15 protein-coding genes are annotated in these 15,186 nt (G+C 54.7%); 13 read left to right on the top strand and 2 right to left on the bottom strand.

Annotation, left to right across the window (positions count from 1 at the left end; all coding sequences use genetic code 11):
• Window positions 1–69 precede the first annotated feature (69 nt).
• From ACMGGE_RS22835 to trbI, 4 genes are all read left to right on the top strand, one after another.
• Window positions 70–543, top strand: coding sequence for a hypothetical protein (locus tag ACMGGE_RS22835; RefSeq protein WP_420290602.1), 474 nt, complete (start codon window positions 70–72; stop codon window positions 541–543).
• Window positions 544–608: 65 nt separating this feature from the next.
• Entirely contained in the window at window positions 609–1,088 is a 480-nt protein-coding gene (gene traV / locus ACMGGE_RS22830; protein WP_420290601.1) for a type IV conjugative transfer system lipoprotein TraV, read from the top strand.
• 8 nt (window positions 1,089–1,096) lie between these two features.
• On the top strand, window positions 1,097–3,691 hold the full coding sequence (gene traC / locus ACMGGE_RS22825; RefSeq protein ID WP_420294210.1) for a type IV secretion system protein TraC: 2,595 nt from the start codon (window positions 1,097–1,099) through the stop codon (window positions 3,689–3,691).
• Between the two features lie 29 nt (window positions 3,692–3,720).
• Entirely contained in the window at window positions 3,721–4,155 is a 435-nt protein-coding gene (gene trbI / locus ACMGGE_RS22820; RefSeq protein ID WP_420290595.1) for a type-F conjugative transfer system protein TrbI, read from the top strand.
• On the opposite strand, the gene ACMGGE_RS22815 is transcribed toward trbI, so the two are convergent.
• Both ACMGGE_RS22815 and ACMGGE_RS22810 read right to left on the bottom strand, forming a co-directional pair.
• Complete coding sequence (locus tag ACMGGE_RS22815) at window positions 4,152–4,463, bottom strand: CcdB family protein (RefSeq protein ID WP_196351418.1); 312 nt, start codon at window positions 4,461–4,463, stop codon at window positions 4,152–4,154. The two genes, trbI and ACMGGE_RS22815, sit on opposite strands and share 4 nt — an antisense overlap.
• Window positions 4,463–4,708, bottom strand: a complete 246-nt coding sequence (locus tag ACMGGE_RS22810; protein WP_196351417.1) for a type II toxin-antitoxin system CcdA family antitoxin — start codon at window positions 4,706–4,708, stop codon at window positions 4,463–4,465. Before ACMGGE_RS22810 ends, ACMGGE_RS22815 begins: the two co-directional genes overlap by 1 nt.
• Before the next feature lie 98 nt (window positions 4,709–4,806).
• Between ACMGGE_RS22810 and traW the strand changes: the two genes are divergently transcribed.
• Genes traW through ACMGGE_RS22765 form a run of 9 tightly spaced genes read left to right on the top strand, consistent with a single transcriptional unit; the run spans window position 4,807 to window position 15,151 of the window.
• Entirely contained in the window at window positions 4,807–5,451 is a 645-nt protein-coding gene (gene traW, locus ACMGGE_RS22805) for a type-F conjugative transfer system protein TraW (RefSeq protein ID WP_420290594.1), read from the top strand.
• Window positions 5,448–6,440, top strand: a complete 993-nt coding sequence (gene traU, locus ACMGGE_RS22800; RefSeq protein ID WP_420290593.1) for a conjugal transfer pilus assembly protein TraU — start codon at window positions 5,448–5,450, stop codon at window positions 6,438–6,440. Before traW ends, traU begins: the two co-directional genes overlap by 4 nt.
• A gap of 10 nt (window positions 6,441–6,450) precedes the next feature.
• The gene (gene trbC / locus ACMGGE_RS22795; RefSeq protein WP_420290592.1) at window positions 6,451–7,059 is read left to right on the top strand and encodes a type-F conjugative transfer system pilin assembly protein TrbC; all 609 of its coding nucleotides are present in this window, start codon (window positions 6,451–6,453) and stop codon (window positions 7,057–7,059) included.
• Complete coding sequence (gene traN / locus ACMGGE_RS22790) at window positions 7,052–8,881, top strand: type-F conjugative transfer system mating-pair stabilization protein TraN (RefSeq protein WP_420290591.1); 1,830 nt, start codon at window positions 7,052–7,054, stop codon at window positions 8,879–8,881. The genes trbC and traN overlap by 8 nt, the downstream gene beginning before the upstream one ends.
• Window positions 8,878–9,669, top strand: coding sequence for a type-F conjugative transfer system pilin assembly protein TraF (traF, locus tag ACMGGE_RS22785; protein WP_420290590.1), 792 nt, complete (start codon window positions 8,878–8,880; stop codon window positions 9,667–9,669). Before traN ends, traF begins: the two co-directional genes overlap by 4 nt.
• Before the next feature lie 10 nt (window positions 9,670–9,679).
• Entirely contained in the window at window positions 9,680–10,249 is a 570-nt protein-coding gene (gene trbB / locus ACMGGE_RS22780) for a type-F conjugative transfer system pilin assembly thiol-disulfide isomerase TrbB (RefSeq protein ID WP_420294209.1), read from the top strand.
• The gene (traH, locus tag ACMGGE_RS22775) at window positions 10,246–11,610 is read left to right on the top strand and encodes a conjugal transfer pilus assembly protein TraH (protein ID WP_420290685.1); all 1,365 of its coding nucleotides are present in this window, start codon (window positions 10,246–10,248) and stop codon (window positions 11,608–11,610) included. Before trbB ends, traH begins: the two co-directional genes overlap by 4 nt.
• Window positions 11,610–14,465, top strand: a complete 2,856-nt coding sequence (gene traG / locus ACMGGE_RS22770) for a conjugal transfer mating-pair stabilization protein TraG (RefSeq protein WP_420290684.1) — start codon at window positions 11,610–11,612, stop codon at window positions 14,463–14,465. Before traH ends, traG begins: the two co-directional genes overlap by 1 nt.
• A complete protein-coding gene (locus tag ACMGGE_RS22765) occupies window positions 14,465–15,151 on the top strand; it encodes a hypothetical protein (RefSeq protein WP_420290683.1) in 687 nt (228 codons plus the stop codon). The genes traG and ACMGGE_RS22765 overlap by 1 nt, the downstream gene beginning before the upstream one ends.
• The last annotated feature ends 35 nt before the right edge of the window (window positions 15,152–15,186 follow it).

The following is a 15,186-nucleotide window of genomic DNA, read 5'->3' as shown; positions in this document are numbered from 1 at the left end:
TATCTTTCCGGCTTCACATTATGACTGATCAGAGCAAACCACCATTTAACCGACAGGAGGAAAATCAGAGTGTCACGTGAAAGCGAGCTGAGGCTCATCGAAAGGGATCTGGTGCGATGGCAGGCCGGTAAAAAACCATTCCGGCGTGGACTGGTGTACTTCTTGATTGTCAGCTTCATCTGTTTATTTGCAGTGACGTTATATCTGTCAGATGTCTTTTCCTCAGAGGAGGCGTTGATCATTTCGGCTGTCTGTAGCGTTGCCGGCAGTGTGGTAGCCCGGTGCGTAATGTCAGGGATACCAGCGACATGGGCGGGACGAATCAACGCCAGGCTTAAGGGGTATCAGCCACATGACAAGGGTGCATTCGAAACGCTTTGCAGGACAGTGAACGGAAAGAAAGTTATAGAGCCGGTTGACGTTGCGGTATGGCTTGACGCTGAAAAGGAAGCGCTGGCCATTTTCCGGTGCCAACAGGCTGAACGTGAACGTTACAGCTTTACAAGACGGCTGGACGACCCTGAAAAATCCCGTGAAAACTGACGTTCCGGTTTATCCCTCGTCAGTTCTTTACTCGCCATGACCACCCCTCATTCAGGATTTAAAACATGATTAAACCTTACTTAATACTGGCAGGCTGCATCCTGCTTCTGAGCGGCTGCGCGGGCGTTAAAAGTGACTTTGACTGCGATGCCACCACCTCCGACCGCTGTATGACCATGAGCAAGGCCAACCAGCTGGCACGGGATAAAACCGGCAGCGACGCGCCGGGAAAGCCGGCTGCGGGCGCAACGCTTTCCCTGGCTGAACTGCCGCGCACCTTGCCGGTAGTGTCATCCCATAATGTTCCCGCGCAGTCGGTACCCACGACCACGCCACCCGCCATCAAACCGGCGTCATCCGCACCTGTGTATTCCGTGTTACCCGCCTCATCTGCCGGAACGGTTCGCGCGCAGCGGGCCGGTGAGCATATCGCCACCGTCTGGGTGGCACCCTGGGTCGACAGCAGCGATGCCTTTCATCAGCCCGGGCGTATCTCGTTCGTGACCAGTGGTCCGGCGTGGGTCATGCCCGTGCGCATTAACTGAGGTTTACGATGAAAGAGATATTCAACATTCTGAGCAGGCTGGCCTCGGCGGCAAAGGAGAAAGACGGCGCGGCGCAGATGCAGCAGAGCCTGGCCAACATGGACTTCCCGCAGCTGACCAGCGTGCTGCCGTACCGCGACTATGACAAAGAGTCCGGCCTGTTTATTAACCGTAAGACGATCGGGTTCCTGCTGGAGGCCACGCCGCTTATCGGGGCGAACGAGCAGATTGTGCAGGTGCTGGAAGACATGGTGAAAAGCAAGCTCCCGCGCAAAACGCCGATTGCGTTTCACCTTGTATCGTCCAAGGTAATTGGCGAGCAGATGGATGAGGGCCTCTCGCAGTTCCGCTGGGAGGGGGAGCACGCGGAGAAGTTTAACCATATCACCCGCGCCTACTATCAGCGGGCCGCGCAGAAGTCCTTTAACAACCCGCCACGTCTGCCGCTGACGCTGCGCGACTATCGCTTGTATATCTCATACGCGGTTAAGGCGAAGAAAAACAGCGCGTCGGCGATGACCGAAATCACCCACACCATGAAAGTGCTGCGCGCCTCCCTCGATGCGGCGAAAATCTCCACCCAGCCCGCCGACCCGCAGGGCCTGGTTAATCTCGTCAGCTCGATGATCAACCACCGTCACGATCAGCTGTACGCGAAGCCGGTGAAGGTGGGTGAATACGATGAGTTTCACCAGCGCTGTGTTGAGCAGTCGATAGACCTGCAGGTGAAACCAGATCACGTGCTGATTAACCTGAGCAAGCCGGGCGAGAAAGCGCAGACGTCCACCCGGGCCATGAACTTCATGATGGAGCATAACCCGGACATCTTCCTGCTGTGGATGGGCGGGGACAATCTGGCCAACCTGCTGCATCCGGACCTGAGTATCTCCAGCCCGTTTGTAATCACCTTCGTGATGGAGGCGGAAGAGCAGACCGCCTCGCAGGGGGAAGCGACCCGCAAGTATATGGACCGGGACAAGAAGGCGAACTCCGCCTACGCGAAGATGTTCCCGGCCGTAACCAAGCAGGCGCAGGAGTGGAAGGAAATCCGCGAGCGTCTGAACGGAAATGAAACCTGCCTGGTACGTTACTACTTCAACGTGACGGCGTTCTGTCCGGATGAAGATGAAGCTGCGCTGGTCTGCGAGCAGCAGGTCATCAACACCTTCAAGAAGAACGGCATCGAGCTGATTTCACCGGACTATATGCAGTTCCGCAACTGGATAGCCATGCTTCCCTTTATCCATGCCGAAGACCTGTGGGACGACATCAAGATGGGCGGGGCGACCTGTCGCGCTGAAAGTCGTCAGGTCGTCAATCTTGCACCTGTGGTGGCGGATAACCGTCTGTGTCCGGGCGGATTGCTGACACCGTCGTATCGTAACCAGCTGTCGTTTCTGGACATCTACGGCGACGGAATGGGAAATACCAACTACAACATGGCGGTGAGCGGAACCTCCGGGGCAGGGAAGACTAACCTGGTGCAGCCGATTTTACGCAGCGTGCTCGAGTCCGGCGGGATTGGCTGGGTGTTCGATATGGGGGACGGCTACAAGTCCTTCTGTGAGAACGTCGGCGGGGTGTACCTCAAGGGCTCCAACCTCAAGTTCAACCCGTTTGCCAATATCAGCAATATCAACACCTCAGCCGAGCGTATCCGCGACCAGCTGGCCGTGCTGGCCAGCCCCAACGGCAATCTTGATGAGGTGCATCTGGAGCTTCTGCTGGGCGCGGTGAAGCGCGCTTACGACCAGAAGCAGAACAAAGCCCGCATTGACGACGTGGTGGTGCAGATGCGTGCGGCGCGTGAAGAGGCCATGCAGCAGAATGCTGCGACAATCGCCAGCCGCCTGGATGAGGTCATCACACTGCTGGGCAAATACTGCCAGGGCGGGGTCTACGGCGACTACTTTAACAGCGATGAACCGTCACTCAGCGACGATGCGCGTTTTGTGGTGCTGGAGCTGGGCGACCTGGACGATAAGCCTGATTTGCTTATCGCGGTGATGTTCTCCCTCATCATATACATAGAAGACAAGATGTACCGCACGCCGCGCAGCATGAAGAAGTGCTGCACCATCGATGAGGGCTGGAAGCTCCTCAACTTCAAAAACGACAAGGTCGGGCAGTTTATCGAGACCGGCTACCGCACGGTGCGCCGCCATATGGGGGCGTTTATCACCATCAGCCAGAACATCAAGGACTTCGATGCGGATGAAGCTTCTGCGGCGGCAAAAGCTGCCTGGGGTAACTCCTCGTTCAAGGTGATCCTCAAGCAGGACGCGTCCGAGTTCAAGGCCTATAACCAGATGCGCCCCAACCAGTTCAGCGAGATGGAGCGCGACATCATCAGCAAGTTCGGAGATGCGAAACGCCAGTGGTTCAGCTCCTTCATGCTGCGCATTAACGACACCTGCAGCTTTCACCGTCTGTTCGTGGACCCGCTCAGCCGCGCGATGTTCAGCTCGCAGGGTAAGGATTTTGAGTTTATACAGCAGCGTCGGGCAGAGGGCGTCAGCATTCATGACGCGGTGTACGAACTCGCCTGGCGAAACTTCCCGGACGAGATGCGGGAGCTTGAGGAGTGGGAGATGGCGGCATGAGTTACACAGTGAACGAAAAGGACAGGAAAATGGGTAATACAGCATTAACGACCGGACAGTCAGCAGACGATGTGACGTCAGGTAAACCGCCGCTGACCCGCCGTCAAAAGGCAAAGCGCCAGTGTCTGCGCAATCTGGGCCTGGTGGTGCTGGCCGTGACCGCGCTGAATGCGGCAGTGACGTCAGCGATGATTTCGTGGCGGGCGCCGGTCATTGTGTCTTTTGACATGAAGGCGACCATCGACCGGTTTACCGAGCAGGCCACCGGGCGTGAACTGAAAGAGGGCGAGCTGGAAGCTCTGACCAGCCGCTTCACCTTCTCGCTGAATAACGCATTGACGGACTATCAGCAACGTCATTCGGCGCTGATTCTGGTTAAACCTGCCGTGGTATCCGGCGTACCGGATATCACCACTGAAATTCAGGGTGATATCAGTCAGCGTATGACTGAATGGACACGTTAGATGCCCGTTATTAGCAGGTCGATGGCACTAACAATCTCAGTATGCAAATGGCTGGCTGTCGCTACCGGAGCCGTTTCCAGGCGTTTGCTCTCAATACTGGTCATCAGATCTGTCAGGATGACGAAGTTATTGCCAGCGATATTCACAACCGGGTGGATTCGTCCTACAGGGATCAAATTTTCTTTAGCTGTCAGCGGTACGACAATTCTGGTGCTCAGCCCCTCAAAGAGGTCATGCTGAAGAGCCATAAAATAGGGATAGTGCTCCCGGCCTTTTCCTTTGTTGCGATAGATATCGAACTGAGCCATCAAATAACACCTTCATCATCAGAAAACAGCCCGGCTTTTTCGATAAAAGCATTATGAGAGGCAAATGCAGCCTGATTTTCCTGAAGGAAGCGCTCTCTTCTGGATGCTCTGAGCTTTTCCTGCAGTGCATCTTCAAGTAATGCAGAAAGATTAATGCCGCTTGCTTTTGCCTCACTTAGCAGGCTGGCCGTAATTGTGACATTTGTTCTTTTCTTGACTGTTTGCTGAAGCGTTTGATGTGACATAGAACCCTCTTCAAATATGATTTTTTACACGTATGCAGTTACACACTAATGGTGTGCAACTTAGTGGCGTAATGCAAATCAAAATTTATGGAGCCCATGTGCAACATACTGGAACGATACTTTTCCTGACGGTAATTGCTTTTTCGCCTGTAGTAGCAAAAGACCTCGGAACCTGGGGCGAACTTTACCCCATTGCTGAACAGGACATGCTCACCACCATCAATACCCGCCTGCAGGCGATGCAGGACAGCGGTGAACTGGACATGCAGCAGGAAGCCTATAAAAAGCAGATCATCGAAAAATCCCTGCGCCCCGATCCGGTTGAAGGGCTGACCATTGCCCGCGAGAACCGCACCCACTACATCAATCCGTCGATGACCGTGGCGGAAGATATGGCCGATCATCAGGGGCGCTTGTTTGCACGCAAGGGGGATGTAATCAACCCGCTGGATACCGTGCCGTTCAACCAGACGCTTTACTTTATCGACGGTGACAATCCTGCCCATCTGGCCTGGATGAAGGCGCAGAAGCCTGACACGATGGTGTACCGCGTCATTCTCGTTAACGGGGATATCCGGGAAGCGACAAAAGCGCTGGGCGAGCGGATCTTCTTCGATCAGAAGGGCTCGATGTCACGCCGCTTTGAGCTCACTGCGGTACCGGCGCGCGTAACCCTGGGGGAAGATAAAAGGTCGCTGCGCGTTGATACCTTTGCGCTGGAGCCGGCGGGAGGGCATCAATGAGAAGGCTGTTCTCCGTTCTTTGTCTGACAGTGTCCGGCCTGCTCTGGTCGTCTGCCACATCCGCCAGCGCTGTGGAGTGCGAGGGTAATTTCGTTAACCCGATCACCGATATCTGCTGGGAGTGCATTTTCCCGGTCACGATTGGTAATGTGGCGGTTGCCTCCGGCTCGCAGCCGGATACGGCGAACCCGTCAAGTCCGATACAGATTTGCCCGATGGGAATCCTGTACCGCGTGGGTATGGCGATGGGGTACTGGGAGCCAATGGCACTGGCGGATGTGACCCGCTCGCCGTACTGCATGGTGAATCTCGGCGGCTTTAACTTGGGCGTGGGCAATGTTGGTACCGGGACGGGGTCGCAGGAGGATGGTGAATCCCCGGGGGCGTTCTATCACGTCCACTGGTACAAATACCCGCTGACATACTGGCTGAATATCATTACCTCTGCGGGCTGTCTGCAGGGCGGCGATCTGGATATCGCGTATCTTTCCGAACTTGATCCGATGTGGAACGACAGCAGCCTCAGCATTATTATCAACCCCGAGGCGGTGCTCTTCAGCAATACGATAGCCCAGGCCGCCTGCGCCGCTGATGCAGCGGCGAGCCTGGTCGGTAAACCGCTGGACGTGCTGTTCTGGTGTGCAGGCTCCCAGGGCTCGATGTACCCGTTTACCGGCTATACCTCCAACGAGTACAGCCCGCTGCAGTCGTCGCTGCTGGTCGCCGAGCGCATGGCCTTCAAGCTGCACCGTGAAGGTCTCATCATGAATTCCATTGGGCAGAACACAGCGGTCTGCTTTGAGTATCCGTCCCCGATTATCCCGAAAGAGCGCTGGCGCTATCAGATGGTGAACAAACACCCTGACGCCGGACAATGCCACCCGGTGGGCCGCAGCGTGATGCGCTGGGAGACCGGACGTAACTTACCTAACGATCGCCGTAACTTCGGCTACCTGTTCTGGCGTAAACGGAACTGCGTTTTTCTCTGAAGGACCACCTATGAAGCGACTCTCCCTGCTTCCGGCCATTGTGCTGGCCGGTTCGGTGTCCGCGTTTGCTGACACAAATTCCGACAACAAGGCCTTTTTTAGCGACATGCTGCAGATGGACCGCGCCCGCCATAGCGCGCTCAGCGCGCCTGATTTTGCCCGTGGCTCGGCATTGACCGGGCAGAGCGCTGATTTTGTCGCAGCGCTCAGACAACAGCAGCAACAGCAGACGAAGCCGGACAACAACGCGCCTGCGGTCATGATGTTTGTGTCGTTCTCGATGCCGGAAGATGACCTGCGCGAGCGTATCAAAGATGCCGCTGACCTGGGTGTGACCGTCTCCCTTCGTGGGATGGTCAACGGCGATATGCGCCAGACTGGCACACGGGTGGCACAGCTGGTCAAAGAGACTAACAGGGGCGGGATGCAGATCGATCCGGTTTCTTTTCGCCGCTACGGCGTGATGTCGGTACCGACACTTATCGTGAAGTGTGGCAACGCCTCCGATCGGGTGCTGGGTGATATCACCCTGCGTGATGCGCTGAAGAAGGTGGCGGAAGATGGTGAGTGTGCAGAATTTGCCGCTAGCGTGCTTCGTCGGGAGGTGAGCAATGGTTAAGCCCGTTTTAGCTGCACTCGCTGGCGCGCTTATGGTCCTCAACGGGTACGTCTGTGCGGATGCGTTCGGTGACGGCATGTCATTCGGGAAAGGCCAGCAGGGCACCGGGACAAATGCGATTAAAAATTTTAAACCGGAAGAGGTCATTCCTGACTACACGGCCCGGCCTCCCGAGAGCGGCTATTACGGCGGCGTGACCTCATCGGGCGTGGATATGACCACGCCGGGATCGAATGCACTCAATACGTCAGATGTCGGGCAGAGCATCACCGAGTCGATCCTGAACACACCTGCGGATAACAAGCCTTCACTCGATGCGCCTTTTATCAGTACGGGTACCGCAATGCAGGATAACGCGGAGAATGTGGTCGACCCGGGGTTCGATGAGTGTCAGGAGCAGAATGCGACCTTCACCGAAATCACCACGCACCAGTGTAACCGCACCCCTGCGGTTGAGCTTTCCTGTACCCGAAAGGCACATATCGGCGGAAAAGAAACCGAGGTGTGGGTGACGCGCGCCTACCACGTTAGTGCGGGGCTCTTCCGGTACAGCGCGCAAAATGGGGGATTTTTCTATGAATTCAGGGCGCCTGCCTCAGGCCAGATAATCAGTGCCACCCTGAATGTGACCGCAGGGCAGTACATGATGAATGCCAAAACCACATTCATGAATACGACCTTCAACCTGACCTGGGGGGCAAGCTTTACGCTAAACCCTGCCGGTATGGCGGTGAATGAAGGTGATTATTATGGTGCACTGGCGCTACCCATGAACGGACAGTCAAACGCCTCACTGTCAGCCCCCATTCTGGCAGCCTTCAACAGCGGCAAAAATAGCATGACCATCGACATGGTGATGAAGGTGAAAGACAAGGGCTATGAGCCGTCCGTTGAATGGACAGAGTACTGCCCCTTCAACAAGGCAGAGGAAGTGCTGATGACATCTGTCTGCACAGAGGCTGGTGGGACAAAGACGATCAATGTTGGTGGCGTGAATTATCCTGTCTACAGCGACTGCTGGGCTTTTAAGGATGTTTATGTAACTCAGGAGGCTGATAACGGGACCTGCAGCGAATACATGAACAACAAAGCCTGCACGGTAAACGGTACGACCTGCCTTGAATCCCTGGCGGGTGTTTGCCTGTCGGAGATGGCCACGTTCTCCTGCGAGAACAAAGTCTCCGGTACCGGGATGGTGTGCGGCGGGGAGTTTTTCTGTACTGACGGCAGCTGCGCGCAGGGAGAAACCGGAACCAACAACATGTTCGCCAAAGCGGTGTCCACGCTGGCCGCGGTGGCAGCGGCAGGTGAGGACATTGCGGAGTTCAACGAAGCGAACGTGCGTGCCTTTACCGGCACAGCCCAGCGCTGCCGCAAGGCCATGGCAGGGTTCAGCAACTGCTGCAAGGACTCCGGCTGGGGTAACGATGTGGGGCTTGCCAGCTGCAGCTCTGAAGAGAAAGCGCTGGGCAAGGCCAAGTCGAAACTGCTGACGGTTAAAATCGGGACATTCTGTGCCCACAAGGTTCTTGGCGTGTGCGTGGAGAAGAAAGAGAGTTACTGTCAGTTTGACAGCAAGCTCGCTCAGATAGTGCAGAGCCAGGGACGCAAGGGGCAGCTCGGTATCAGCTTTGGCAGCGCCTCTTCCCCGAACTGTCGCGGTATCACCATCGATGAACTGCAGTCCATCAACTTTGATACGCTGAACTTCGCGAACTTCTACAGCGATCTGGAAGACGGTTCGACCATTCCGGAAGACAGCGAGCTGCTGGAAAAAGCGAAGCAGATCATTTCAGACAAAATGGCGGAGGCGGGCAAATGATGCGAACACGCCTCCAGCTGATTGCTGTCTGTATGACGATGACCACCGGCGCTTCGGCATCCCCAGATGTAGCCATTCAACCCCGCTACGCGCAGGAAGAGGGCTGGCACTGGTACAAAGACCCGGCTGATATCGACGATGAGGATGACCTGCCACCTGTGGTGGCAGAGGTCATGCCGCCAGCTCCGATGACCGCCTCTGAGCAAAAGGCCCTCCTGCAGAAAGCAACCCAGGAGGCGCTGGATAACGCCATTCTTTACCCTTCACCTGAGAACTACCGGCGCTACGCGGTAATGAAGGAGTACTGGGTTAACCTGGCTACAGGATTTACGCAGAGCGGCAAGAAGGCGCTGCTGCAGTTCCCGGAACTCAACTACAACCTGGTGCGCAGCCACTATAACGGCACGTCAGCGGCCCAACAGTCGATGACGAAAGAGAAAGAGATCCTGGCGGTCAGTCACGTGGCTGCACGCTACGGCGTGATGTTCTTCTACCGAGGTGAAAATCCGGTAGACAGCCTGATGGCGGGAGTCATCAAAACATACTGTGAGGAGCGCGGTATCTCCGTTACGGGGGTCTCGGTTGACGGCAAACTCAGCGATCATCTTCCCGACAGCCGGATTGACACCGGTCAGGCTGAAACCATGAACGTGAAGTTTTTCCCTGCCACCTTCCTCGTCGACCCTAAAAACCGCCAGTGGCAGCCGCTGGCCTGGGGCTTTATGGCCCACGATGACCTTGACCGACAGGTCGTGAACGTTCTGACCGATTTCAAACCTGATTACTGAGTATCCTTTTATGAAAAGAACTCTCCTTATTTCCGGCAGCCTGCTGGCTGCTTCGGCATGCGCCTTTGCAGGCAGCACAATCGATGAAATTCGTGCGCTCGATGAAGCCAAAGCGGCCGCCAGAACCACTTCACCTGAAGCACAGCAGGCGACAAAAGCACAGCCGAAGGCCATTTCGCATCGTCTGAGTGACGGGAGGACGGTGAATCTGGCGGACTGGACAGTTGTGCTGTTTATGCAGTCCAGCTGCGAATACAGTCAGAAATTCGATCCGGTGCTGAAAGCGTTCTCAATGCGTTCCGGACTGCCGGTATTCGCCTTCAGTATGGACGGCAAAGGTGATCTGACTTTTCCGAACGTCCTGCCCGCTACCCCGGATGTGCTGGTGGAGTATTTTCAACTGGGGCTTCCTCTGGCCACACCGACTACCTTTCTGACCAACGTTCATACCATGGAAACCTGGCCACTGCTTCAGCAGTACGCGGACGAGATGACCTTTGCAACTCGCTTCGATGAAGTGCTCCGTATCGCGCTCGACAAGAAGAACCAGTCGGCAAAAACCGGGGGTAATAGGCGATGAAAAGACGGTATATCCTCAGCGCGCTGCCCGGGATGCTGCTCAGCGCCACAGTGGCGCAGGCAAGCGTAGAAAACGACATGAAGAAATTCTTCAACGACATGACCTACTCCTCTAACGCAACGTCAGCGAAGTCCTGGCAGGGGCAGGCCGCGCGCTACATGACGGGCGGCTCGTTCTACAGCCGCACCGGGGTGAAGAATATCCAGATGATGTCCATCAGCCTGCCGAGCATCTCATCCGGCTGCGGCGGCATCGACGTGTATCTGGGGGCGCTGTCATTCATCAATGCCGACCAGTTCATCGCCTTTATGAAGCAAATCATGGCCAACTCGCCAGGTTACATGTTCGAGATTGCTCTCAAGACTACGGTACCCGAGCTTGCGGCCGCTAAAGACTACGTGCAGAAGCTGGCCTCAGACATGAACCAGTTCAATATGTCCAGCTGTCAGGCAGCGCAGGGCATTGTCGGGGGCATGGCGGCTATGTGGAGCGAGTCGCAGCAGGCGGTGTGCCAGTCCGTCGCTGGTCAGAACAACATCTTCTCGGACTGGGCAGCATCGCGCCAGGGCTGCACGACGGGTGGTGGTTATGACAAGGTCACGGATAAAGCAAAAGGCAGCGATGCCGATCATGTACTGAAAAACATCAACCTGATGTGGACTGCAATGGAAAACAGTGCGCTCAGCAACAGCCAGGAATTACGCCAGTTTGCCATGAGCGTCAGCGGTACTGTGACATTTGATAATAACGGGACCATGCGCGTGTTGCCGAGTCTGATTTCAAACGATAAGGCGGTGCTTAATGCCATGATGAACGGTGGAACTGCCAGTGTGTACGTCTGTGATAACGCGAATAAATGCCTGGCACCGTCCATCAATAAGCTCACGATAGGTGAATCCAGTTCGCTTATCAGCATGACCCGTAAGACCCTGGAGGACATCCAGGATAAGGCCATCACTGACACGGCTCTGACGGATGCGGAGAGGAAGTTCATCAACAGTACATCTATCCCGATCCTGACCTGGATTATTGACCAGTCTTCTCTCTCTGTGACGCGTAGCCTTTTCGATCAGCTAGCTGACTACATCGCCTGCGATATCTACCTGCAGTACATGGACGGCATTCTCAAGCAGGTTAACGCGCAGCTGGCCGGGAAAGACTACCCTGGCGAAAGCATGAAGCTGCTGCGTAATAGTCTGCATGAAGCCAACAACGCATTGAACACGCTGCGTATGGATGTGCAGGTGAAAGAGAGCGCGCTTATCAGCGCCCAGAACCAAATCCAGTTCCTGCGCCAGCAGGTGTCTTCCCAGATGACCGACCGGTATATGGGCAACTATCAGTTTGGGAGAGTTAACTGATGGCTAATGTTATTGAGGTGTACACCATCGCTGGCGGCGGCTGGTTCCAGGACGTTTTTAACGGCGTGGCCATGTTCTTCAACAGTTCCGCGTCAGACTATCTGGTGGGGATGGCGACGGCCATTTCCGTTCTGGTGGCGGCGCTGGCCTACGTCAAAAGCAAGGATCTGATGGAGCTGGCTAAGTGGGCGGCGGTCTACGTTGCGGTCTTGTCGGTTCTGGTCGGGATCAAGAAGGATGTGCAGGTCATCGACCTGTCAGAGCCTGCCGCGATTTACCAGATTGATAATGTTCCCGCGGGCATTGCCGTACCGGCAAGTCTGCTGACCCGCGTCGGGGCCGGAATGGCGCAGGTGTATGACACCATCTTTGCGCGCCCGGACTCCCTGACCTACTCAAAAACCGGAATGATGTTCGGCGCCGCATTGGCCGTGGGCAGCACTAACTTCATGTTCACCGAGCCGGAGGCACAGCGCATCTTCACGGACTATGTGAAAAACTGCGTGGTGTCCGATATCCAGCTTAACCGCAAGTACACGATGGGCGACCTGATGCGTGCAAATGACCCGTACGCGCTTATCTTCAGTCAGCCGAGCCCGCTGCGCGGTCTTTATGATAACGATCGTAACTTCATGACCTGCGAAACCGCAGCGGCCTGGCTGAAGAATAGCAGCGGCGATCTGAACGGCAGGGATACTGGCTCGTTTATGAAGCAGGCCTCATCCTGGCTGCACGGGTTTACCCGACAGGTGTTCGGTGGAAATACTGGCAACACCGCGATTTTTACCGAAATGCTGAGTGACAGCTACAACTGGTTCCATAACACCTCAACTAGCGCGACGGAGATTATCCGCCGGAACGTGGTGATGAACGGCATCCGCCACGGGCTGAACAGCTACGCGGTGGACAGCGGCAACACGGCGGGGATGCTCAATATCTCCAGCGAGATGTCGCTCGCCAAAATGCGCATGTCGCAGTCAACGAGCGCCAGTATCGCCACCCACACGCTGCCCATCATGCACACGGTGCTGCTGGGGATGACCATTGCGCTGTTTCCGGTACTGGTTGTGCTGATGGTGGTCAGCTCTCTTTCCTGGCAGGTGCTCCGGGGTTATATCTACACCATTGCCTACCTGCAGATGTGGCCCATTCTGTTTGCCATTCTCAACCACGCCATGAACTTCTACCTGAAGGACAAGCTGGGCGGTACGCCGGTGGTGCTCTCGACCATGGACCAGGTGCAGAATACCTACTCCGATATCGGCACCACGGCGGGGTGGCTGGCTATCTCCATCCCGTTCATTGCCTGGGGGATGGTGAAAGGGCTTGGGCAGGTGATGTCGCAGGCGGGCAACTACCTGGGCCAGACGCTGCAGGGTGCCGCCACACAGTCGTCCTCGCAGACGGTTGACGGCACTTACGCGTTCAACAATATGCAGACCGACAACGTGCAGGGACACAAGTGGGATACCAACTACAGCCGCCGCGATGGCCACATCAGTGAGCAGCTGGATAACGGTGCGGTACTCACCAGAACTAGGGATGGCGGTACCGTGATGAATACCAGCGAGGGGATGTCAAAACTGGCGGTGCATATCGCCGGGGCCGAGTCGACCGTAGCGGGCTGGAATGCCAGCGCTCGCGAGCAGTATGCGCAGTCGGCACAGCATCAGGCAGGCTACCAGAAGGGCAAAGAAACCAGCTGGAGCCAGCTGCAGCAGTTTGTGTCGCAGCATGGTCACACGGACTCCATGGTGAGCAGTGGCGATTCAGGACAGACGGCCAATATTACCCGCGGTGCGAGCAAGATGATGTCGATCGTCGATCGCTATGCTGAAGCCAACAACCTCAGCAAGTCGGCGGCCTACAACGAGCTGATGGACAAATCCAGTCGCGGTGCAGTTAATGCCGGGGCAAAAGCGTCCTTTGGCGCACCAAAACTGCTTAAATCTGTTACCGGCCTTGGCGGTGAAGTGCATGCCGGAACAGAATTCACCGGCGCATCGCAGTCTTCACACGGCACCAATCAGTCTAACTCTCAACGTAATGACAACAGTCATGACAAGAACGCGCAGATGGTTGAAGATTTCCGCCAGTCCCGCGACCTGGTGGAATCTAGTGCATCCAAACTATCAGCTTCGCATAACGACACAGGAATAAATAACCTCAGCGAACAGTTTGGCGCGACCCTCAACGATACCAGCAAGGAGTTTGAGTCCTGGCAAATCAGCGAAACGCGCGCCCATGAATACAGCGAAATGGCGACCTATGCGCATGATAACCGTGCTCAGTTCGATCAGAACTATGATCAGATGTTTGCGAGCTATGTCGGCCAGAAAGCACCGGGCAGGGCGCAGGCCGTGCTCAGCGATACCGGTTCACCGGAGATTGCCGCAGAGCGTGAACAACTTGTCCATGAGTTCATGAAAGAGCGTGTATTACCGAAACTGGAACAGCAGTATCGCTCAAATAAAGCATCGATAGGCCAAAATATGCCTGGCGTTACATCCGGTAATAATCCGACCGTTCAGGAAACTTTCGACAATAATAGCGATGTTATTTACGACAAGGCTGATGCGGCCAGTATCAGAAAAGACTCTCAGGAGCGTGTAAATAATCAGTTGAATGACGTTGAGAAAAAAATATCTCAAAGCGGTTCAATTATTGATGCGGGTAAAGGAAATATTGAAGAAAATCGTGCTAGCCTGAAAGCTAATCATGAGAGCGCGAAGGAAACGCAGGAGCAAGGAATGAAGAATGAAATCGAAAATCAAAAGTTAATTAATACTGACTCTTTGATATCCGATACTTCTGTGAGGGATTCTGCAACGTTATTAAAAAAGGATGATAGATAATGGTTGTGACCAATCATAGTTTATTAAAGTTTCGCACTGTTAGTCTTTTGGTTTCATTCGTTTTTGCAACAACTGTATATGTGAATGTGCGCGACTTCTTTATGTTTCCTCTGTTTCTACTCCAGGTCGCATCACTTATACTTGCCATAAAATTAAAATGCTGGAGCAAAGAAAAAAGCCTCCGGGTAATTAGTCGTAGCGGCTTATTTTTGCTTATTACTGTATATTGTCTGGCAATAGCTGTCGGGGTTGTAGTTTCAACTACAACTTCAGGTGTGTCTAACTCTATTACTCTTCTTCTTTTTTATGTTACATGCCTAGATGCACTAATGGCGATACCGTTTGTCATGTCGTTTACAGACAAAACAAAATGGCAGAGTGCAGGATCGGTGACAGGTCTTGCTGCGAGCTCAGTTATGAACGGTGAGAACGGTCAGATAACTGCAGCCTATGCAGATTCTGACTATGACCTGATGAATAATGAGATTTACTGGCCTCAAAGTGATTACCATACAACCAGTGCTTTAGACAGCTCTCCAGGTGTAAACCCTGCATCAGGTCTTCCAATGGCTAACGATGCAATTGATGTCGGCGGAAATGTATACGGTTTTGGTGAGCCAGTGTTCAATGATGACTCTTTTCACACAAATCAGTTCAGTGATTTTGATTACCACAACAATCCGTAAGGTTGGTTGATTCGATTTAAACAGGGCTATGCAAT

The sequence above is a fragment of the Enterobacter sp. BNK-22 genome (genome assembly GCF_048684805.1).
In the GTDB taxonomy this organism is placed as follows: domain Bacteria; phylum Pseudomonadota; class Gammaproteobacteria; order Enterobacterales; family Enterobacteriaceae; genus Enterobacter; species Enterobacter quasiroggenkampii.
This window is presented reverse-complemented; position numbering and strand designations above follow the sequence as displayed.

Bases quoted from the DNA above. Each gene is read 5' to 3' on its own strand.
- traV (WP_420290601.1), top strand. From the start codon at position 609: ATGATTAAACCTTACTTAATACTGGCAGGCTGCATCCTGCTTCTGAGC.
- traC (WP_420294210.1), top strand. From the start codon at position 1,097: ATGAAAGAGATATTCAACATTCTGAGCAGGCTGGCCTCGGCGGCAAAG.
- trbI (WP_420290595.1), top strand. From the start codon at position 3,721: ATGGGTAATACAGCATTAACGACCGGACAGTCAGCAGACGATGTGACG.
- ACMGGE_RS22815 (WP_196351418.1), bottom strand. From the start codon at position 4,463: ATGGCTCAGTTCGATATCTATCGCAACAAAGGAAAAGGCCGGGAGCAC.
- ACMGGE_RS22810 (WP_196351417.1), bottom strand. From the start codon at position 4,708: ATGTCACATCAAACGCTTCAGCAAACAGTCAAGAAAAGAACAAATGTC.
- traU (WP_420290593.1), top strand. From the start codon at position 5,448: ATGAGAAGGCTGTTCTCCGTTCTTTGTCTGACAGTGTCCGGCCTGCTC.
- trbC (WP_420290592.1), top strand. From the start codon at position 6,451: ATGAAGCGACTCTCCCTGCTTCCGGCCATTGTGCTGGCCGGTTCGGTG.
- traN (WP_420290591.1), top strand. From the start codon at position 7,052: ATGGTTAAGCCCGTTTTAGCTGCACTCGCTGGCGCGCTTATGGTCCTC.
- traF (WP_420290590.1), top strand. From the start codon at position 8,878: ATGATGCGAACACGCCTCCAGCTGATTGCTGTCTGTATGACGATGACC.
- trbB (WP_420294209.1), top strand. From the start codon at position 9,680: ATGAAAAGAACTCTCCTTATTTCCGGCAGCCTGCTGGCTGCTTCGGCA.
- traH (WP_420290685.1), top strand. From the start codon at position 10,246: ATGAAAAGACGGTATATCCTCAGCGCGCTGCCCGGGATGCTGCTCAGC.
- traG (WP_420290684.1), top strand. From the start codon at position 11,610: ATGGCTAATGTTATTGAGGTGTACACCATCGCTGGCGGCGGCTGGTTC.
- ACMGGE_RS22765 (WP_420290683.1), top strand. From the start codon at position 14,465: ATGGTTGTGACCAATCATAGTTTATTAAAGTTTCGCACTGTTAGTCTT.